The 20,360-nt window shown below is 73.7% G+C and carries 14 protein-coding genes; 1 reads left to right on the top strand and 13 read right to left on the bottom strand.

Translation table 11 applies throughout. The features are described 5' to 3' along the window. Positions 1–134 precede the first annotated feature (134 nt). Positions 135–1,835, top strand: coding sequence for a pyridoxal phosphate-dependent decarboxylase family protein (locus BLS70_RS14640; RefSeq protein WP_255362487.1), 1,701 nt, complete (start codon positions 135–137; stop codon positions 1,833–1,835). 43 nt (positions 1,836–1,878) lie between these two features. On the opposite strand, the gene BLS70_RS14635 is transcribed toward BLS70_RS14640, so the two are convergent. From BLS70_RS14635 to BLS70_RS14570, 13 genes are all read right to left on the bottom strand, one after another. Beyond that, on the bottom strand, positions 1,879–2,751 hold the full coding sequence (locus BLS70_RS14635; protein ID WP_091769489.1) for an acyl-CoA thioesterase: 873 nt from the start codon (positions 2,749–2,751) through the stop codon (positions 1,879–1,881). Positions 2,752–2,824: 73 nt separating this feature from the next. Continuing rightward, positions 2,825–4,240, bottom strand: coding sequence for a pyruvate kinase (gene pyk, locus BLS70_RS14630; RefSeq protein WP_091769486.1), 1,416 nt, complete (start codon positions 4,238–4,240; stop codon positions 2,825–2,827). 97 nt (positions 4,241–4,337) lie between these two features. Beyond that, entirely contained in the window at positions 4,338–5,828 is a 1,491-nt protein-coding gene (locus BLS70_RS14625; protein WP_091769483.1) for a glutamate synthase subunit beta, read from the bottom strand. Then, a complete protein-coding gene (gltB, locus tag BLS70_RS14620) occupies positions 5,821–10,422 on the bottom strand; it encodes a glutamate synthase large subunit (RefSeq protein ID WP_255362486.1) in 4,602 nt (1,533 codons plus the stop codon). Before gltB ends, BLS70_RS14625 begins: the two co-directional genes overlap by 8 nt. Before the next feature lie 809 nt (positions 10,423–11,231). Beyond that, a complete protein-coding gene (gene lgt / locus BLS70_RS14610) occupies positions 11,232–12,161 on the bottom strand; it encodes a prolipoprotein diacylglyceryl transferase (RefSeq protein WP_091769474.1) in 930 nt (309 codons plus the stop codon). Continuing rightward, positions 12,158–12,958 (bottom strand): tryptophan synthase subunit alpha, encoded by an 801-nt coding sequence (trpA, locus tag BLS70_RS14605; RefSeq protein WP_091769471.1) that lies wholly within the window; start codon positions 12,956–12,958, stop codon positions 12,158–12,160. The genes lgt and trpA overlap by 4 nt, the downstream gene beginning before the upstream one ends. After that, positions 12,955–14,346, bottom strand: coding sequence for a tryptophan synthase subunit beta (trpB, locus tag BLS70_RS14600; protein ID WP_091769468.1), 1,392 nt, complete (start codon positions 14,344–14,346; stop codon positions 12,955–12,957). Before trpB ends, trpA begins: the two co-directional genes overlap by 4 nt. Before the next feature lie 43 nt (positions 14,347–14,389). After that, positions 14,390–15,199, bottom strand: a complete 810-nt coding sequence (gene trpC, locus BLS70_RS14595; protein WP_091769465.1) for an indole-3-glycerol phosphate synthase TrpC — start codon at positions 15,197–15,199, stop codon at positions 14,390–14,392. Between the two features lie 155 nt (positions 15,200–15,354). Then, entirely contained in the window at positions 15,355–15,996 is a 642-nt protein-coding gene (locus BLS70_RS14590) for a Trp biosynthesis-associated membrane protein (RefSeq protein WP_091769462.1), read from the bottom strand. After that, a complete protein-coding gene (locus BLS70_RS14585) occupies positions 15,993–17,516 on the bottom strand; it encodes an anthranilate synthase component I (RefSeq protein WP_091769459.1) in 1,524 nt (507 codons plus the stop codon). The genes BLS70_RS14590 and BLS70_RS14585 overlap by 4 nt, the downstream gene beginning before the upstream one ends. Further along, a complete protein-coding gene (hisI, locus tag BLS70_RS14580) occupies positions 17,513–17,896 on the bottom strand; it encodes a phosphoribosyl-AMP cyclohydrolase (protein ID WP_091769456.1) in 384 nt (127 codons plus the stop codon). The genes BLS70_RS14585 and hisI overlap by 4 nt, the downstream gene beginning before the upstream one ends. 25 nt (positions 17,897–17,921) lie before the next feature. Next, positions 17,922–18,674, bottom strand: a complete 753-nt coding sequence (locus BLS70_RS14575; RefSeq protein WP_091769453.1) for a DUF3824 domain-containing protein — start codon at positions 18,672–18,674, stop codon at positions 17,922–17,924. Next, positions 18,671–20,332 carry an FAD-binding dehydrogenase gene (locus BLS70_RS14570; RefSeq protein ID WP_255362485.1) on the bottom strand — a complete coding sequence of 554 codons (1,662 nt, stop codon included), beginning with the start codon at positions 20,330–20,332 and terminating at the stop codon, positions 18,671–18,673. The genes BLS70_RS14575 and BLS70_RS14570 overlap by 4 nt, the downstream gene beginning before the upstream one ends. Positions 20,333–20,360: the final 28 nt, after the last annotated feature.

Below are 20,360 nucleotides of genomic sequence, written 5' to 3'. Positions count from 1 at the left end.
CGACCAGACCAACTCCGCTCAGGTCCCAGCGTCTTCGTCTTTCGTCCCGTCGAGCCTCGGGAGACCCTCCGGGCCCCCGCTCGGCACGACACCTCCTGCGGAGGTGCGGGGGGATCACTCCATAGGCTGACGCGGTGACCGAGCCCGCTCCGCACATGACTCCCGAGCAGTTCCGGCAGCACGGCCACGAGGTCGTCGACTGGATCGCCGACTACTGGACGCGGATCGGCTCCCTCCCCGTGCGGTCGACCGTCGCGCCGGGCGACGTGCGCGCCGCGCTGCCCACCGCTCCCCCGGAGCAGGGCGAGCCCTTCGCCGACGTCCTCGGCGACCTCGACCGCGTCGTCGTCCCCGGGCTCACGCACTGGCAGCACCCCGGCTTCTTCGGCTACTTCCCCGCCAACACGTCCGGGCCCTCGGTCCTCGGCGACCTCGTCTCCGCCGGGCTCGGCGTCCAGGGCATGTCCTGGGTGACCAGCCCCGCCGCCACCGAGCTCGAGCAGCACGTCCTGGACTGGTTCGCCGACCTGCTGGGACTGCCCGCGTCCTTCCGCTCCACCTCCACCGGCGGCGGCGTCGTCCAGGACTCGAGCTCCGGGGGCAACCTCGTCGCCCTGCTCGCCGCCCTGCACCGCAGCAGCGGCGGGGGCACGGTCCGCCGCGGCGTGGAGCCGGACCGGGCCACGGTCTACGTCTCCGCGGAGACCCACTCCTCCATGGAGAAGGCGGTGCGCATCGCGGGTCTGGGCAGCGACGCCGTCCGCATCGTCGAGGTCGACGGCGACCTCGCCATGAACCCCGGCGCGCTCGCGGCCCGCATGGAACGCGACGTGGCCCGCGGCTACACACCCGTGCTGGTCTGCGCCACGGTCGGCACCACGTCGACCACCGCCGTCGACCCGCTGGCCGCGATCGGCCCGATCTGCCAGAAGCACGGCGCCTGGCTGCACGTCGACGCCGCCTACGCCGGCGTCAGCGCCGTCGTCCCCGAGCTGCGCGGCCTCCAGGACGGCGTGGAGTGGGCCGACAGCTACACCACCGACGCGCACAAGTGGCTGCTCACCGGCTTCGACGCCACCCTGTTCTGGGTCGCCGACCGCGCCGCCCTGACCGGGGCCCTGGCGATCCTCCCCGAGTACCTGCGCAACGCCGCCACCGATGCCGGCGCCGTCGTCGACTACCGCGACTGGCAGGTCCCGCTGGGCCGCCGGTTCCGCGCCCTCAAGCTCTGGTTCGTCCTGCGCTGGTACGGCGCGGAGGGCCTGCGTGCCCACATCCGCGGTTCGGTGGCGCTCGCCCAGGAGCTGGCCGGCTGGGCGGAGGCCGACGACCGGTTCGACGTGCTCACCCCGCACCCGCTGTCCCTGGTGTGCCTGACACCGCGCTGGCCGGCGGGCGTGGACGCCGACGTGGCCACCATGACCCTGCTCGAGCGGCTCAACGACGGCGGCGAGGTCTTCCTGACCCACAGCACCGTCCGCGGGTCCGTGGTGCTGCGCGTGGCCGTCGGCGCACCCACCACCACCCGGGCGCACGTCGAACGGCTGTGGGCGCTGCTCCGCGAGAACCACGACTGGCTCGCCGCCGACTTCGCCGAGCAGGCAGCCGAGCGTGCCCGCGAGGCCGCCGCGCGCGCCGAGGAGCAGTCCCGGATCGCCGCCGAGCGGGCCGCGGCCGAAGCCGCCGCGGCGCAGCAGCCGGCGAGCGACGCGGAGCCGGCGGCGGAGGCCCCCGCGACCGTGTCCGCCGAGATCGGCGTCCCCGTCGAGGCGCCGGCCACCCAGGACGAGACGGCGGCACAGGCCGCCGCCCAGGAGCAGCTGCCCCCGGCGTGATCGGCGGCGCCCCGTACCGGCGCGCGCCCGCCCCGGGGCGGGCTCAGCGCTCCAGCGGCCGGATGAGGCCCTGCTGCGTGACGGTCGCGATGTGGGTGCCGTCGACGGCCCAGATCTGGCCGAAGCACAGCGCCCGCCCGTGGGACGCCGCCGGGCTGTCGGTCTCGTAGAGGAACCACTCGTCGGCGCGCACCGGCTGGTGGAACCACACCGCGTGGTCCAGGCTCGACCCGGCGGTCCTCCCCCAGCCGCCGCCCATGCGCGCCGTGCCGGCGCCCAGCAGGCTCAGGTCGCTGGCGAACGTCAGCGCCGCGGCGTGCACCGCCTGGTCGTCGGGCAGCTCCCCGGCGACCTTCATCCACGTCCAGGACTTCGTGTCCGGGTAGCTCTTGGGCGGGCGGTCGAAGGGGTGCTCGAGCATCCGCTGCTCCACCGCCATGCCGATGCTCATCGCCATGCGCGCCTCGTCCCCGCGGGCGGCCAGCAGCTCGAGGAACGTGGGCAGGCTCTCGGGGGCCGGCACGTCCGGCATGGGGAGCGAGTGCTCGGCGTACGGGGCCTCCCCCGCCGAGGCGTCGGCCGTGAGCGCGAAGATCGCGACGTCCTTCTCGCCCCGGCGCTGCCAGGCCACCACGCGCCGGGTGCTGAAGGTGCGGCCGTCGCGCATGCGCTCGACGGCGTAGCGGATCTCCTCGTTCGGGTCACCCGGGCGCAGGAAGTAGGAGTGCAGCGAGTGCACCGCGCGCCCCTCGGGGAGGGTCGAGGCTGCGGCCATGAGTGCCTGGCCGGCCACCTGCCCGCCGAAGATCCGCTGCATCGTCGTCCCCGGCGTCTTGCCGACGAAGAGGTCCGGCTCCCGCTCCTCGAGGGCCAGGACCGACAGCAGCGCAGCCGCCTGCGTGTTCTCGGCGCTCACGAGTCCTCCTCGCTGGCGCTCGTCATCCCCGTGAGCGGGGCTGCTGTGCACATCGGTTCGCTCGCAAGCTCGCTCACGAGTCGGTCCCGACCTCGTGCACGCGCATCAGGTTCGTCGAGCCCACGGTGTTCGGCGGACTGCCCGCCACGACCACGACCCGGTCGCCGACCTTGAGCCGGCCGATGGACAGCAGCGAGAAGTCGACCTGGGCGACCATGTCGTCGGTGTGCGCGACCTCCGGGACCAGGAAGGTCTCCACGCCCCAGGACAGGGCCAGCTGGCTGCGCACCCGTGCGTCGACGGTGAAGGCCAGCAGCGGCTGGTGGGGGTGCAGCGCGGAGAGCCGCCGGGCGGTCTCGCCGGTCTGGGTGAAGGTGGCGAGCGCCTTGACCTCGAGCGCCTCGCCGACGTCCTTGGCCGCCCGCACGATCGCACCCGAGCGCGACCTGGAGCGACGGGCGATCTCCGGGACGGGCATGTGGTCGCTCTCGACCGCGTCGATGATCCGCTCCATGGTGCGCACCGCGGCGATCGGGTGCGCGCCCACCGAGGTCTCCCCCGACAGCATCACCGCGTCCGCCCCGTCCAGCACCGCGTTGGCGACGTCGGAGGCCTCGGCGCGCGTCGGCCGGGAGTTCACGATCATCGACTCGAGCATCTGGGTGGCGACGATGACCGGCTTGTTGCGCTCGCGCGCCGCCTGGATCGCCCGCTTCTGCACCAGCGGCACCCGCTCCAGCGGCAGCTCCACGCCGAGGTCGCCGCGGGCGACCATGATGCCGTCGAAGGCCTCGACGATCTCGTCCAGCCGCTCCACCGCCTCGGGCTTCTCCAGCTTGGCGATGATCGGGACCTCGATGTCCTCCTGTCGCATGATCTCGCGGACCAGCTCCGCGTCGGCCGCCGAGCGGACGAAGGACAGCGCGATGAAGTCCACGCCCAGCCGCAGCGCGAAGCGCAGGTCGAGCTCGTCCTTGTCCGACAGCGCGGGCACGCTCACGGCCACGCCGGGCAGCGACAGGCCCTTGTTGTTCGACACCGGCCCGCCCTCGATGACCAGGCAGACGACGTCGGGGCCCTTGACCGACAGCACCGTCAGGGCGAGCTTGCCGTCGTCGACCAGCAGGCGGTCGCCCACCTGGACGTCGTTCGCGAGGTCCTTGTAGGTGGTGGAGACGCGCGCGGCAGTGCCCTCGACGTCGTCCACGGTGATCACGACCTGGCTGCCGGTCGGCCACTCGACCGGGCCGTCGGCGAACGTGCCCAGCCGGATCTTGGGTCCCTGGAGGTCGGCCAGGACCGCGACGGCGTGCCCGGTGCGGTCGGAGGCCTCCCGCACCCGCTCGTAGGCGGTGGCGTGATGGGCGTGTGCGCCGTGGCTGAAGTTGAGCCGGGCGACGTCCATGCCGGACTCGACGAGGGCGGTCACCTGCTCCAGGGAGCTGGTGGCCGGACCCAGGGTGCAGACGATCTTGGCGCGGCGGGACATGCCGCCAACGCTAGTGCCCGGACCGCTGCGCGACAGCGCCGACCCGAGGGGCGGCGGCCACCGGAGGCGCGGGTCACATCCCGCGCCTCCGGTGGCGTCAGCGCAGGGCGACCGCGGTGGGCTCGACGGGCCGGGGCAGCATCGAGGCGCCGGTGAGCCAGGTGTCCGCCGCACCCGCGGCGGCCCGGCCCTCGGCGATCGCCCACACGATGAGCGACTGCCCGCGCCCCATGTCGCCGGCCACGAACACGCCGGGGACCGTGGACATGAACTCGCTGTCGCGGACGACGTTGTCGCGCTGGTCCATCTCCACGCCCAGGGCGTCGAGCAGTCCCTCGCGCTGGGCGCCGGTGAAGCCCATGGCCAGGAAGACCAGGTCGGCCGGCAGCTCGCGCTCGGTGCCCTCGACCTTCTGGAACCGGCCCTCGACCCGCTCCACCTCGTGCAGGAGCAGCGCCCGCACGTTGCCCGAGTCGTCGCCGAGGAACCGCTCGGTGTTCACCGAGTAGAGCCGCTCGCCGCCCTCCTCGTGCGCGCTGGAGACCCGCATGATCATCGGGTAGGTCGGCCACGGGTTGGCACCGGGGTCCCGTCGGTCCGGCGGCGCCGGCATGATCTCCAGCTGGGTGACCGAGGCCGCGCCCTGGCGGTGCGCGGTGCCCAGGCAGTCGGCACCGGTGTCGCCGCCGCCGACGATCACCACGTGCTTGCCGGCCGCGTCGATGGGCGGGTCGTCCAGCTCGCCGAGCGCCTGCCGGTTGCCGTAGGGCAGGTACTCCATGGCCAGGTGGATGCCGGCGAGCTCGCGGCCGGGAGCGGGCAGGTCGCGCCCGACCGTGGCGCCACCGGCGAGCACGACGGCGTCGTACTGCGACCGCAGCTGCTCGGTGGACAGGTCGTCCTCGCCCGACCCACCGACCTCGACACCGGTGACGAAGCGGGTGCCCTCGGCGCGCATCTGGTCCAGCCGCCGGTCCAGGACGGACTTCTCCATCTTGAACTCGGGGATGCCGTAGCGGAGCAGCCCGCCGACGCGGTCGGCGCGCTCGTAGACGGTGACGTCGTGCCCGGCCCGGGTGAGCTGCTGGGCGGCGGCCAGGCCCGCGGGGCCAGAGCCGATGACGGCGACCTTCTTGCCGGTCCGCTCGGTGGGTGCCTGCGGCTCGACCCAGCCCTCGTCCCAGGCCCGGTCGATGATCTCCCACTCGATCTGCTTGATCGTGACGGGCGACTCCTGCAGGTTCAGCACGCAGGAGCCCTCGCACGGCGCCGGGCAGAGCTTCCCGGTGAACTCCGGAAAGTTGTTCGTCGCGTGCAGCCGCTCGATCGCGTCGTGCCAGTCGTCGCGCCGGGCCAGGTCGTTCCACTCGGGGATCAGGTTGGCCACCGGGCACGCGTGGTGGCAGAACGGGATGCCGCAGTCCATGCAGCGCGCCGCCTGCTTGCGCACCTCGGCCGTCGGGAACAGCGGGTCCTCGCCGTTCTCGCGGGCGACGTAGACGTCCTTCCAGTCGCGGATGCGGACCTCGACGGGCCGTCGCGGCGGCATGGCGCGGTCGAACTTCAGGAATCCGGTGGTGTCAGCCACGAGCTGCCTCCATAACGGCCAGGTCGACGTCGGTCCCGTTGGCCTCGGCCATGCGCTGGGCGTCCAGCGCCCGCTTGTAGTCCCGAGGCATGATCACGCTGAACTGCGCCGACCAGCGGCCCCAGTCCGCAAGCAGCGCGGTGGCCACCGGGGATTCGGTCTCCCCGGCGTAGCGCACCAGCACGTCGCGCAGCCACTGCGCCGACTCGCCGTCCAGCGGCTCGATGTCGACCATCTCGCTGTTGACCCGGTGGCGGGCGAGGTCGAGCACGTAGCCGATGCCCCCGGACATGCCGGCCGCGATGTTGCGACCGGTGGCGCCCAGGATCACCGCGCGGCCGCCGGTCATGTACTCCAGCGCGTGGTCGCCCACGCCCTCGACGACGGCGAGCGCGCCGGAGTTGCGCACGCAGAAGCGCTCGCCCACCCGGCCGCGCAGGAAGATCTCGCCGCCGGTCGCCCCGTAGCCGATGACGTTGCCGGCGATGACGTTGTCCTCGGCGGCGAAGGAGGCCTCCCGCGAGGGGCGCACGATGATGCGCCCGCCGGACAGGCCCTTGCCCACGTAGTCGTTGGCGTCGCCGTACAGCCGCATGGTGATGCCGCGCGGCACGAAGGCGCCGAAGGACTGCCCGGCCGACCCGCCGAAGGTGAGGTCGATGGTGCCGTCGGGCAGGCCCTCGCCACCGAAGCGGCGGGTCACCATCGAGCCCAGCATCGTGCCGACGGTGCGGTTGACGTTGCGCACCGGCAGCTCGAGGGTCACCGGCCGCGCGTCGAGCAGGGCACCCTCGCAGAGCTGGATCAGCGTCTGGTCCAGCGCGCTCTCCAGGCCGTGGTCCTGCGTGCGGACCCGGCGCAGCGGCGTCCCCTCGGGGAGCTCCGGGACGACCAGCAGGGGGCTGAGGTCCAGGCCGGCGGCCTTCCAGTGGTCGACCGCCTGGCGGGTGTCGAGCATCTCGGCGTGGCCGACGGCCTCGTCCAGCGTGCGGAACCCGAGCTCGGCGAGGTACTCGCGCACCTGCTCGGCCAGGAACTCGAAGAAGGTGACGACGAACTCCGGGCGGCCGGTGAACCGCTTGCGCAGCTCCGGGTTCTGCGTGGCCACGCCCACCGGGCAGGTGTCGAGGTGGCAGACCCGCATCATCACGCAGCCGGAGACGACCAGCGGAGCGGTGGCGAAGCCGTACTCCTCGGCGCCCAGCAGCGCGGCGATGATGACGTCGCGGCCGGTCTTCATCTGCCCGTCGGCCTGGACGGTGATCCGGTCGCGCAGGCCGTTGGCCAGCAGGGTCTGCTGCGTCTCGGCCAGCCCCAGCTCCCACGGGGAGCCGGCGTGCTTGAGCGAGGTCAGCGGGGCCGCGCCCGTGCCGCCGTCGTGACCGGAGATCAGCACCAGGTCCGCGTGGGCCTTGCTCACCCCGGCCGCGACGGTGCCGACGCCGACCTCGGCGACCAGCTTGACGTTGATCCGCGCCTGGTCGTTCGCGTTCTTCAGGTCGTGGATGAGCTGCTTGAGGTCCTCGATCGAGTAGATGTCGTGGTGCGGCGGCGGGCTGATCAGGCCCACGCCCGGCGTCGAGTGCCGGGTGCGCGCCACCCACGGGTAGACCTTGCCGCCGGGCAGCTGCCCGCCCTCGCCGGGCTTGGCGCCCTGCGCCATCTTGATCTGGATGTCGTCGGCGTTCACCAGGTACTCGCTGGTCACGCCGAACCGGCCGCTGGCCACCTGCTTGATCGCCGAGCGGCGCAGGTCACCGTTCGGGTCGGGGGTGAAGCGCGCCGGGTCCTCGCCGCCCTCACCGGTGTTGGACTTGCCGCCCAGCCGGTTCATGGCGATGGCCAGGGTCTCGTGCGACTCCTGCGAGATCGAGCCGTAGCTCATCGCGCCGGTCTGGAACCGCTTGACGATCTCGCTGACCGGCTCGACCTCGTCGATCGGCACGGGCGGGCGGACACCGGTCTTCAGCGCGAAGAGGCCGCGCAGCGTGCCGGCGTCCTCCGAGAGCTTGTCGACGGCCTCGGTGTACTTCTGGAAGACGTCGTACTGCCGCGACCGGGTGGCGTGCTGGAGCAGGAACACCGTCTCGGGGTTGAACAGGTGGATCTCGCCCTCGCGGCGCCACTGGTACTCCCCGCCCACCTCGAGACGGCGGTGCGCGCGCTCGGTGGGGTTCTCCGGGTAGGCGCGGCGGTGGCGCATGGCCACCTCCTCGGCCAGCACGTCGATGCCGACGCCGCCCAGGGGCGCGGAGGTGCCGGTGAAGTACTCGTCGACGAGGTCCTGGGACAGACCCACGGCCTCGAAGATCTGCGCCATCGTGTACGAGCCGACGGTGCTGATGCCCATCTTGCTCATGACCTTGAGGACGCCCTTGCCCAGCGCCTTGACCATGTTGCGCACGGCCTGCGCGGGCTCCACGCCGGTGAGCGCACCGTCGCGGATGAGGTCCTCGATCGACTCGAAGGCCAGGTAGGGGTTGACCGCGGCCGCGCCGTAGCCGAGCAGCAGCGCGACGTGGTGCACCTCGCGGGCGTCGCCGGACTCGACGACCAGCCCGACCTCCATGCGGGTCTTCTGCCGCACCAGGTGGTGGTGCACCGCGGCGGTCATGAGCAGCGACGGGATGGGCGCCCGCTTCTCGTCGCAGTCCCGGTCGGACAGCACGATGATGCGGGCGCCGGCCGCGATCGCCTTGGAGACCTTGGTGCGCAGGTCCTCGACGGCCTGGGCCAGCGCGGGGCCGCCACCGTTGACGTCGAAGTGGCCGGTGATCCGGACGGCGGCGTACCCGGGCAGGTCGCCGTCGTCGTCGATGTGCAGGATCTTGGCCAGCTCGTCGTTGTCGATGACCGGGAACGGCAGGAACACCTGCCGCGCCGAGGCCGGGGTCGCCTTCAGCAGGTTCTGCTCGGGACCGAAGGTGCGGCCCAGGCTGGTGACGAGCTCCTCGCGGATGGCGTCCAGCGGCGGGTTGGTCACCTGGGCGAACAGCTGCCCGAAGTAGTCGTAGAGCAGCCGCGAGCGGTCCGACAGCGCCGCGATGGGGGTGTCGGTGCCCATGGAGCCGATCGGCTCCGCACCGGAGGCCGCCATCGGCTGGACGAGGATGCGCAGCTCCTCCTCCGTGTAGCCGAACAGCGCCTGCCGGCGGACGACGGACTCGTGGCTGGGCCGCGAGCGGCGCCGCTCGGGCAGCGTGGGCAGATGCACGAGACCGGCGTGCAGCCAGTCCTCGTAGGGGTTCTCGGCGGCCAGCGCGCCCTTGACCTCCTCGTCGGAGACGATCCGGCCGGAGGCGGTGTCGACGAGGAACATCCGGCCCGGCTGCAGCCGGCCCTTGGCCACGACGTCGGCGGCCGGGATGTCCAGCACGCCGACCTCGCTGGCCAGGACGACGAGGTCGTCCTTGGTGTGCCACCAGCGGCCGGGGCGCAGACCGTTGCGGTCGAGGACGGCGCCGATGAGCGTGCCGTCGGTGAAGCAGACCGCGGCCGGCCCGTCCCAGGGCTCCATGATCGAGGAGTGGAACCGGTAGAAGGCCCGGCGGGCCGGGTCCATCTCGTCGTGGTTCTCCCACGCCTCCGGGATCATCATCAGGACGGCGTGCGGCAGCGAGCGGCCCGACAGGTGCAGCAGCTCGAGCACCTCGTCGAAGGTGGCCGAGTCGCTGAAGTCGCTGGCCGTGACCGGGAAGATCCGCTCCAGGCCGAGCTCGGACGCGGGGCCGGCCGGGCCGTCGAAGAACTCGGTCGCCAGCTTCGCCTCGCGGGCCCGCATGCGGTTGCGGTTGCCCTTGATGGTGTTGATCTCGCCGTTGTGCGCGATGAAGCGGAACGGGTGAGCCAGCGGCCAGCTCGGAAAGGTGTTGGTGGAGAACCGGCTGTGCACCAGCGCGATCGCCGACTCGTAGCGGTCGTCGCGCAGGTCGGGGAAGAACAGCGGCAGCTGGTCGGTGGTCAGCATGCCCTTGTAGGTGATCGTCCGCGACGACAGCGAGGCGATGTACAGCGAACTGCCCGCGTCCACGGCGGCGCGCTCGGCCCGCTTGCGCAGCACGAAGGAGCGCCGCTCGAGCCGGGTGACGCCGTGGCATTCCACGTTGCCGCCGAAGGCGCGCTCGTCGGCCCGGGCGCCCATGGTCTCGGCCACGAACAGCTGGGCGAAGTGCGGCATGACCGCGCGCGCAGTGGGGCCGAGGTCGGCGCCCTCGGGGTCGATCGGCACGTCACGCCAGCCCAGGACGGTCAGCCCTTCCTCGTCGGCGAGGCGGGCGACCTCCTCGACGCGGGCGGCGCGCTCGGCGTCATCGGCGGGCATGAAGGCGATGCCGACGGCGTACTCGCCGGCCGGTGGCAGGTCGAAGTCCACGCAGGCGCGCAGCAGCGCGTCGGGCACCTGGGTCAGGATCCCGGCGCCGTCGCCCGAGTTGGGCTCGGCACCGGCGGCGCCGCGGTGGTCGAGGTTGTGCAGGGCGGTGAGGCCCTTGGCGACGATGTCGCGCGACCGGCGGCCGCGGGCGTCGGCCACGAAGGCGACGCCGCAGGCGTCCTTGTCGTTGGCCGGGTCGTACAGGCCGGAAGCAGCGGGCACCGCGGAAAACGGAACGGCTGACTTACGGGCGGCGGGGGCGGTGAGGTCGGGCATGTCACTCCCGTCGTCGGCGGCGCACGCGTCCCCGGAGGGAGGCGGGCGGGGCTGAGGGCCCGGGCCGGTGGTCAAGGGTCGGCGGACGGCACTGGTTCTGCGGACGGCACTGCGGAGAGCCGGCAGCCCGGGTGGGACGTCGGTCCCGGTGCGGCAGGCTGGAGCCCACCGGTGATCCGACGGGCTGTCGTCCGCGGGGCGACGCTGGCCCGGTCCGACGGTCGGGCCCGGCCGGGATCGCCGACGGGCCCGCTGCGAAGCGTACACAGCCGTAACACGGGGCTCATACGCGAAATCCGCAGGATGCGGCGCGTCGGCAGCAACACGGCGTTCGTTGGCCGGATCGGCCGCGCCGCAGGCGAACCGGTCGGTGATCATCCTCACGCAGCCGGGACCGCTCCGCATCCCCGGGCGCGCGATCGGGTCAGGAATCGAGAAGCCCGCCGCTCGCCCGTCCCGCTAGCGTCCCGCCGCGTCAGCACCGACGACCGGGAGGACAGCTGTGACGGCGAAGAAGGGCACCACCGCGACGGAGGGCTTCTCCGCGGAGGAGCGCGCGACGGCAAGGTGCTCTGCTTCTTCCGCAGCGGCCTGGCGGACAAGACCCGGTACTCGGTCTTCGGGTTCGACGAGGCCGCGTCCCTCGACGAGGACAGCGGCATGTGGCCCACTCCTGGGCACTGACGAGCCTCGGCCCGGCGGGCGAGGCGGCGCTGACCGAGCTCGTCGGGCAGGCGGTGCGCTGAGGCGGCCGCTCAGGTCGGTTCGGCGGGGCGATGGTCGTCCGCGCGGACGACCTCCGGCTCGCCGGCCGGCGCACCCTCCGGGTCCGCCGCCGTCGACGCGCGCTCCGCGGCGGCGAACTCCTCGCCGCGGGTGACGACCTCACGGGGCCGGCCGCGCTGCCACACGAAGTAGGCGACTGCGAGCAGGCCGACGACGACGGCGGTGAACACGTTGATCCGGACGCCGAGGAACCGGTTGGCGTCGTCGATGCGCAGCAGCTCGATCCACAGCCGACCCGTGCAGTAGAGCGCGACGTACAGCGCGAAGGCGCGGCCGTGCGAGAGCCGGAACCGACGGTCGGCCCAGATCACGACCGCGGCGGCCGCCAGGTTCCACAGCAGCTCGTACAGGAACGCCGGGTGGAAGGTGGCCACGTCGAGGTACTCCGAGGGCCGGTGCACCGGGTCGATCTCCAGCGCCCAGGGCAGATCGGTCGGGCGGCCGAAGAGCTCCTGGTTGAACCAGTTGCCGAGGCGGCCGATGGCCTGGGCGACCAGGAGGCCGGGCGCGACGGCGTCGGCGAAGGCCGGCAGCGGGATGCCCCGGCGCCGGCAGGCGATCCAGGCGCCGACCCCGCCGAAGAAGATGGCACCCCAGATGCCGAGGCCGCCCTCCCAGATCGCGAAGGCGCGCAACGGGTCGCCGCCCTCGCCGAAGTAGGCCTGCGGGCTGGTGATCACGTGGTAGATACGGCCGCCGATGATGCCGAAAGGCACGGCCCACGTGGCGATGTCCAGCACGTCGCCGGGCGCCCCGCCCCGGGCGATCCAGCGCTTGTCGGTCAGCCAGGCGGCGGCGACGATGCCGGCGATGATGGCGAAGGCGTAGGCGCGCAGCGGGAACGGGCCGAGCTCCCAGACGCCCTGCGCGGGGCTCGGGATCGAGGCGAGCAGGGTCATGCCGGCACCCCCGCCCGGCGGACGCCCGCGGCCAGGTCGGCGGTGAGGGCGCGGACGCCGTCGGCTCCCCGCCCCTCGAGCATCTCCCGCACGTAGGCCGAGCCGACGATGACGCCGTCGGCGAACGCGGCGAGCTCCGCGGCCTGGGCGCCGTTCGAGACACCGAGTCCCACGCAGAGCGCGATGTCCGGCCGCGCCTCGCGGGTGCGGTCCACGAGCGTCCGGGCCGCGTCGCTCACGGTGTCCCGCGCGCCGGTCACGCCCATGGTCGAGGCGACGTACACGAATCCGCGGCTCGCCGCGGTCGTCGAGCGCAGCCGGGCGTCGGTCGACGACGGCGCCACCAGGAAGACCCGGTCGAGGCCGGCCCGGTCGCTGGCGGCGATCCACTCGCCGGCCTCGTCGGGGATGAGGTCGGGGGTGATGGCGCCCGCCCCCCCGGCCGCGGCCAGGTCGGTGGCGAACCGCTCGACGCCGTAGCGCTCGATCGGGTTCCAGTAGCTCATCACCACGGCCACCGCCCCGGCGCCGGACACCGCCTCGACGGCCTTCAGGACGTCGCGCATCCCGACCCCGGCACGGACGGCAACGTCGACGGCCTCCTGGATGACCGGCCCGTCGATGCCCGGATCGCTGTAGGGGACGCCGATCTCGATGGCGTCGGCGCCGGCCTCGACCATGGCCACCATGGCCTCGATCGAGGCATCGACGTCGGGGTAGCCGACGGGCAGGTAGCCGATGAGCGCGGCCCGCCCCTCGGCCTTCGCCGCGGCGATCCGCTCCGCGAGCCCGCTCATGCCGTCTCCCCCGCCTCGGGACCGGCGACGGCCCCGTCGTTGCTGACCGCGCCCTCGGTGGGCTGCTGGTCGGTGTCCAGGCCGGGGCCCGGGTCGGCTCCGCGCCCCACCTCGACAGCACGGTCGTCCTCGTCGGTCGGCGCCGCCTCCTCGCCGAGCTCGAACCATGCCGACGCCGTCTCGACGTCCTTGTCGCCGCGGCCGGACAGGTTCACCAGCAGCAGCGCACCCGGCCCGACCTCCCGGCCGAGCTTCATCGCCCCGGCCAGGGCGTGCGCGGACTCGATCGCCGGGATGATGCCCTCGGTGCGGCAGAGCAGCGCGAACGCCTCCATCGCCTCCGCGTCGGTGATCGGGCGGTACTCGGCACGGCCGATGTCGTTCAGGTAGGAGTGCTCGGGGCCCACGCCCGGGTAGTCCAGACCGGCGCTGATCGAGTGCGACTCGATGGTCTGCCCGTTGTCGTCCTGCAGCAGGTAGGACCGCGCGCCGTGCAGCACGCCCGGCGTCCCCCCGGTGATCGTGGCGGCATGGCGGCCCGTCTCGACGCCGTCGCCCCCGGCCTCGAAGCCGATGAGCCGGACGCCGTCGTCGGGGACGAACGCGGTGAAGATCCCGATGGCGTTGGACCCGCCACCGACGCAGGCCAGGACGGCGTCGGGCAGCCGCCCCTCGCGCTCGAGCACCTGCACGCGCGCCTCGTCGCCGATCACCCGCTGGAAGTCCCGCACCATGGCCGGGAAGGGGTGCGGGCCGGCGACGGTGCCGAACACGTAGTTCGTCGTCTCCACGTTGGTGACCCAGTCGCGGAACGCCTCGTTGATCGCGTCCTTGAGGGTGCGGGAGCCAGTGGTCACCGGGATGACCTCGGCGCCGAGCAGCCGCATGCGGGCGACGTTGAGCGCCTGCCGGCGGGTGTCCTCCTCGCCCATGTACACGGTGCACGACAGGCCCATGAGGGCGGCGGCCGTCGCGGTCGCGACGCCGTGCTGCCCGGCCCCGGTCTCGGCGATGACCCGGCTCTTGCCGATCCGCTTGGTCAGCAGCGCCTGGCCGAGCACGTTGTTGATCTTGTGTGAGCCGGTGTGGTTCAGGTCCTCGCGCTTGAGCAGCACCCGGGCGCCACCGCAGTGCTCGGCGAACTTGGGCACCTCGGTGACGGGGCTGGGCCGTCCGGTGTAGTCGCGCTGCAGCCGGGCGAACTCCTCGAGGAAGGCGGGGTCGACGCGCATGGCCTCGTAGGCCTCGGTCAGCTCGTCGAGCGCGGCGATGAGCGCCTCGGGCACGAAGCGGCCGCCGAAGATGCCGAAGTGCCCCGTCTCGTCCGGCCAGCCCGGGCGCGCCGGCAGAGAGAGTTCTCCGGGCTGCGGCGGGCTGGTCGTCGTCATGCCCCCAGTGTCGCGCGTGACAGCGGACAGCAGGCGCAGGGGGTTAGCGGCTGGTACGCGGCGTGGCGGGGTGGGCTCCCGCCGTCACCAGGTCGGCCACGGCCTGGCGGGCGTCGCCGGCGGTGACCAGCCCCTCCCCCACGAGCACCGCGTCGGCGCCGGCGGCGGCGTAGCCGATGAGGTCGTGCGGCCCGCGGACGCCGGACTCGGCGATCTTGACCACCTCCGAGGGCAGCCCGGGGGCGATCTTCTCGAAGGTGGAGCGGTCGACCTCGAGCGTGGTGAGGTCGCGGGCGTTGACGCCGATGACGGCGGCACCGGCGGACAGCGCGCGGTCGGCCTCGGCCTCGGTGTGCACCTCGACCAGCGCCGTCATGCCCAGGGACTCCACCCGCTCGAGCAGGCCGGTGAGCACGTTCTGCTCCAGTGCAGCGACGATCAGCAGGACGACGTCGGCCCCGTGGGCGCGGGCCTCGTGCACCTGGTAGCTGCTGACCACGAAGTCCTTGCACAGGATCGGCACGTCGACGACGGCGCGCACGGCGTCCAGGTCGGCCTGCGAGCCCCCGAAGCGGCGGCGCTCGGTGAGCACGGAGATGACCCTGGCCCCGCCGGCGGCGTACTGGCGGGCGAGCTCCGCGGGGTCGGGGATGTCGGCCAGCTCGCCCTTGGAGGGGCTGCGGCGCTTGACCTCGGCGATGACCCCGACGCCGGGAGCCCGGAGCGCGGCGAGGGCGTTCAGCGCCGGCCGGGCGTCGAGGGCGGCCGCCTTGACCTCGGCCAGCGGGACGAGCGCCTCGCGGGCGGCGAGGTCCTCGCGGACGCCGGCGACGATCTGGTCGAGGACGCTCACGGGGTCGTCCCAGCCGGGGCGGATGCCTGTCCGCCGCTCGTCTCCACTGCCTGTCGCACGTCGTCCCCTCACCAGCCGGATCGGTGGCCTCACTCTAGGACCGCTGCCGATCCGGCCCGGTCAGGGGGCGGTGCGGCCGGTCCACTGCGGTTCCGCTATACGTCGCGACCGGGGGTCCCCGTGGGGTCCTCGGTGGGGTCCTCACCCCGGTCGAGCGCCTTCCACGCGTCGACGGCGCGGTCCTCGTCGGTCCTCGGGCGGGCCGGTGCAGCGACCGTCGCGGGAGCCGCCGCGTCGGTGCGCTCGTAGCGGCGGCCCATGGCCGGCCAGGTGCGCCCGCGGAGCACGACGAGCGCGCCGGTGGCGACGGCGACGAGCCCGGCCAGGACCGCGAGCAGCGGCCAGGTCGCCGACACGTCGGCCGAGGTGTCGCTGACCGTGGCCCCGGCGAGGCCCGGCAGGTCGCCGCCGGCGTCGTCCAGACCGCCGGCCAGCGCCCGCGCCCCGGACCAGGCGAGCGCGCCGCCGGCCGCCACCGCGAGCAGCCCCACCGCCGCCCGGCCGGTCCCGCGGACCGCCAGCAGGGCGACGGCCGCGGCCAGCAGCACCAGGCCGGCGGCCGGCACGAGCGGGGCGGCCTCGGCGCCGGACAGCTCGGCCGACACCGGCGGCAGCGGAGCCCGGCGCTGCGCGGTCACGGTCGCCCACGCCTGCCCGCCGGCGATGAGCGCCAGCGCGCCGGCGACCACCGCGCCGAGGACCGCGGTGGTGAGCTCCCTGCGGCCCTGTCCGGTCACCGCACCTCCCGCAGGCCCTCCGCGGCGGCGATCGCCGAGAGCACCGCCCGGGCCTTGTGCCGGGTCTCGGCCTCCTCGGTGGCGGCGTCACTGTCGGCGACGACGCCCGCGCCGGCCTGCACGTAGGCCCGGCCGTCGTGCAGCACGGCGGTGCGGATGGCGATGGCCATGTCCATGTCGCCGCTGGCGTCGACGTACCCGACGGTGCCGGCGTACAGCGCGCGCCGGGTGGGCTCCAGCGACTCGATGATCTCCATCGCCCGGGGCTTCGGCGCCCCGGAGACGGTGCCGGCCGGGAACGTGGCGTCGAAGACGTCGAGCGCGTCGTGCTCGGGCGCGACCTCCCCGGCGACGGTCGAGACCAGGTGCATTACGTGGCTGTAGTGCTCGACGCGCATGAAGTCGGGCACATCGACCGAGCCCGGCACGCAGACCCGGCCCAGGTCGTTGCGCGCCAGGTCGACCAGCATGACGTGCTCGGCGCGCTCCTTGGGGTCGGCGAGCAGGCCCTCGGCCAGCCGGACGTCCTCCTCCGGGGTGGCCCCGCGCGGCCGGGTGCCGGCCGGCGGGTGCACGACGGCCGAGGAACCGGTCACCGTCACCAGCGCCTCCGGTGAGGAGCCGACGACGTCGAACGGGGTCTCCCGGCCCTCGAAGCGCAGCAGGTACATGTACGGCGAGGGGTTGGTGGCCCGCAGCACCCGGTAGAGGTCCAGCGCGTCCGCCGTCGTCGCGGTCTCGAAGCGCTGGGCCAGGACCACCTGGAAGGCGTCACCGGCGCGGATGTGCTCGCGCACCCGCTCCACGCCCGCCTCGTAGATCCCCGGCGCCATGTTGCTGGTCACCTCGGGCACGCGGGGTTCCCCCAGCACGGCGACCGCCGGCGGGACGGCACGGGTCAGGTCCGCCTCCATGGCGTCGAGCCGGGCCACCGCGTCGTCGTAGAGGGCCTCGCCACTACGACGTCCCCCGCCCTCACCACCCCCGCAGACCACGTTGGCGATGAGCAGCACCGTGCCGTCGGCGTGGTCGAGGACCGCCAGGTCGGTCACCAGCATCATCGCCAGCTCCGGCATGCCGAGGTCGTCGGTGCTGGTCTCGGGCAGCCGCTCCAGCCGTCGGACGACGTCGTAACCCAGGTAGCCGACCAGGCCGCCGGTCAGCGGCGGCAGGCCGGGCGTGCGCGCCGAGCGCAGCCGGCGGGCCAGGGTGCGGACGGCGGCGAGCGGGTCGGTCGGCAGGTCGTCGGTGAGGCCGGGGATCTCCTCCCCCAGCCACAGCGCGGCACCTCCGCGCTCGGTGAGCACGCCGGCGCTGCGGGCACCCACGAAGCTGTAGCGCGCCCAGCGCCGGCCCTGCTCGGCGGACTCCAGGAGCACCGTCCCCGGACGGTTGCCGGCGAGCTTGCGGTAGATGCCGACGGCGGTCTCGCTGTCGGCGAGCAGCCGGCGCACCACGGGGACCATCGGCCGGTCGAGGGAGAACTCCTCGCGCGACGGGATCTCGACGCCGAACCTCATGCGCCGGCCGTCCGGTCCGCGGTGACCGACGGCAGCACGCGGTAGAAGCAGCTGCGCTCGCCGGTGTGGCAGGCCGCGCCCTCCTGGTCGACGAGGAGCAGCAGGGTGTCGCCGTCGCAGTCCACGCGCACCTCCTGCACCCACTGCCGGTTGCCCGAGGTCTCGCCCTTGATCCAGTACTCCTGCCGGCTGCGCGACCAGTAGGTGGCCCGGCCGGTGGTCAGCGTGCGGCGCAGCGCCTCGTCGTCCATCCACGCCACCATGAGCACCTCGCGGGTGTCGTGCTGCTGGACGACCGCGGTCACCAGGCCGAGGGGGTCGCGGCGCAGCAGCGCGGCGACCTCGGGGTCGAGAGCGGGCTCGGAGGTGGCGGCGGACATGCGGCCAGTCTGCCGTGCCCCCGGGTCAGGCCGGTGGGGTGGCGGTGAACCAGCGCCGCGCCGCCCCGCTGAGCAGCAGGCCGAGGGAGACCACCGGGCCGACTACGAAGAAGAGCGAGAAGGCGGCGAGCGAGCCCTCGCCCTCGGCCCCGGGCACGTCGCCGAGGACGTCGAGCAGCCGGCCCGCCCAGTACAGCGCGAGCACCACCTGGACGACGTGCGCCCCGGCGAGCAGCCGGTAGGCCAGCGGCGTCCGGCGGTTCAGGGCGAGGATCCCGGCGGTGACCAGCAGTGCGACCGAGAACAGCTGGACGACGGCCAGGACCGTGCCCTCGGTCGCCAGCTGTCTCGCGGTCTCGGAGGTGTAGACGTCCGGCCGGCCGCTGGAGGCGATGTCGGCGATCGAGGCGAAGAACCACACGTAGAGCGAGGCGATGAGCACGACGAGGGCCTGCACGAACCCCAGGACCGCCGCGGTGATGACTTGGGCGGGGGTCCGCTGGACCGGTGGGCGGCCCCACGGCGGGCCGTAGGGACCGGGCCCCCACTGCGGCTGACCCCACTGCGGCTGACCCCACGGCTGCGGTGCGCCGTAGGGCTGCTGGCCGTACGGCGGCTGCTGCCCGTACGGGGGCTGCTGCCCGTGCGGGGGCTGGCCGTACCCCGGCTGCTGGCCGTAGGGAGGAGGCTGCCCGTAGGAGGGCTGGTGCGGAGCGGTCTGCGGTGGGCCGGGGTACGGCTCCGCCGGCGTGGTGGGGTCGGACCAGGGACTGCTCACAGCGCCGCCGCCACGGCCCGGCCAGCTGTCCGGCCGGAGAACAGGCAGCCCCCGAGGAAGGTGCCCTCCAGGGATCGGTAGCCGTGCATGCCGCCGCCACCGAAGCCGGCGACCTCGCCCGCGGCGTACAGACCGGGGAAGACCTCGCCGCCGGGGCGCAGCACCCGCCCGGAGAGGTCGGTCTCCAGTCCGCCGAGGGTCTTGCGCGTGATGATGTTCAGCCGGACGGCGATGAGCGGGCCCGCCTCGGGGTCGAGGATGCGGTGCGGCTGCGCCACCCGGATGAGCTTGTCGCCGAGGTAGCTGCGGGCGCCCCGGATCGCGGTGATCTGCAGGTCCTTGGTGAACGGGTGGGCGATCTCGCGGTCGCGGGCGACGATCTCCCGCTCGAGGTCGGCCAGGTCGAGCTCCGGCGTCCCCCCGGTGATCCGGTTCATGCCGGCGACCAGCTCGGGCAGCGTCCCGGCGACGACGAAGTCCTCGCCCTCGTCCAGGAACTTCTGGACCGGCGCGGCGATCCCCGCGCGCGCCCGGTTCACCAGCAGCCGCACGTCCTTTCCGGTGAGATCGGGGTTCTGCTCGGAGCCGGAGAGGGCGAACTCCTTCTCCACGATCTTCTTGGTGGTCACGAACCAGGTGTGCTCGTGGCCGGTCGTGCCGATGTGCGCCAGCGTGCCGAGGGTGTCGAAGCCCGGGAACAACGGCACCGGCAGCCGGCGGCCGAGCGCGTCGAACCACATCGACGAGGGCCCGGGCAGGATCCGGATGCCGTGCTCGTGCCACACCGGCGAGTGGTTGGCGATGCCCTCGGTGTAGTGCCACATCCGGTCGTTGTTGACCACGCTGGCGCCGGCGTCGGCCGTGGCCTCGAGCATGTGCCCGTCCACGTGGGCGGGCACGCCGGAGAGCAGCCGCTTCGGCGCGGGACCCAGCCGGGCCGGCCAGTTGCGCCGCACCATGTCGTGGTTCCCGCCGATGCCGCCGGAGGTCACGACGACGGCCTGCGCGCTGATCTCGAAGTCCCCGACCTCGGTGCGCGAGCTGACCTCCCCGCGCGCGACGTCGCTGGGCTCGAGGACGGCCCCGCGGACACCGGTCACGGCACCGTCGGTGACGACGAGCCCGGCGACGCGGTGCCGGAAACGCAGCTCGACCGTCCCCGCCTCGACGCCGGCGCGGACCCGGCGGGCGAACGGCTCGACGATGCCGGGGCCGGTGCCCCAGACGATGTGGAAGCGCGGCACCGAGTTGCCGTGGCCGGTGGCGGTGTAGCCGCCCCGCTCGGCCCAGCCGACGACGGGGAACAGGCCGATGCCCTGCTCCTTGAGCCAGGAGCGCTTCTCGCCGGCGGCGAACTGGAGGTAGGCCTCGGCCCACTGGCGCGGCCAGTGGTCCTCGGTGCGGTCGAAGGCAGCCGTGCCGAACCAGTCCTGGCGGGCCAGCTCGAGGGAGTCGTGCACCCGCAGCCGGCGCTGCTCGGGCGAGTCGACGAGGAAGAGCCCGCCGAAGGACCAGAAGGCCTGTCCGCCGAGGCTCGCCTCGGGCTCCTGGTCGACCAGGACGACCCGCTTGCCGGCGTCGGCGAGCTCGGCGGTGGCTACGAGCCCGGCGAGCCCGGCGCCCACGACGACGACGTCTGCCTCGGTGATGTTCTGCACGGTCGCGACGCTAGCCGCCCGCGGCGCT

The organism is Blastococcus aurantiacus, from assembly GCF_900102425.1.
GTDB classification, from domain to species: Bacteria; Actinomycetota; Actinomycetes; order Mycobacteriales; family Geodermatophilaceae; genus Blastococcus; species Blastococcus aurantiacus.
The sequence above is the reverse complement of the archived record's forward strand: the minus strand, read 5'-3'. Positions and strand labels throughout refer to the sequence as shown.

What these genes read in the sequence shown, in the direction of transcription:
- pyk (WP_091769486.1), bottom strand. Translation starts at nt 4,240, where the DNA reads ATGTCCCGCCGCGCCAAGATCGTCTGCACCCTGGGTCCGGCCACCAGC.
- lgt (WP_091769474.1), bottom strand. Translation starts at nt 12,161, where the DNA reads ATGACCCTGCTCGCCTCGATCCCGAGCCCCGCGCAGGGCGTCTGGGAG.
- trpA (WP_091769471.1), bottom strand. Translation starts at nt 12,958, where the DNA reads ATGAGCGGGCTCGCGGAGCGGATCGCCGCGGCGAAGGCCGAGGGGCGG.
- trpB (WP_091769468.1), bottom strand. Translation starts at nt 14,346, where the DNA reads ATGACGACGACCAGCCCGCCGCAGCCCGGAGAACTCTCTCTGCCGGCG.
- BLS70_RS14585 (WP_091769459.1), bottom strand. Translation starts at nt 17,516, where the DNA reads ATGAGGTTCGGCGTCGAGATCCCGTCGCGCGAGGAGTTCTCCCTCGAC.
- hisI (WP_091769456.1), bottom strand. Translation starts at nt 17,896, where the DNA reads ATGTCCGCCGCCACCTCCGAGCCCGCTCTCGACCCCGAGGTCGCCGCG.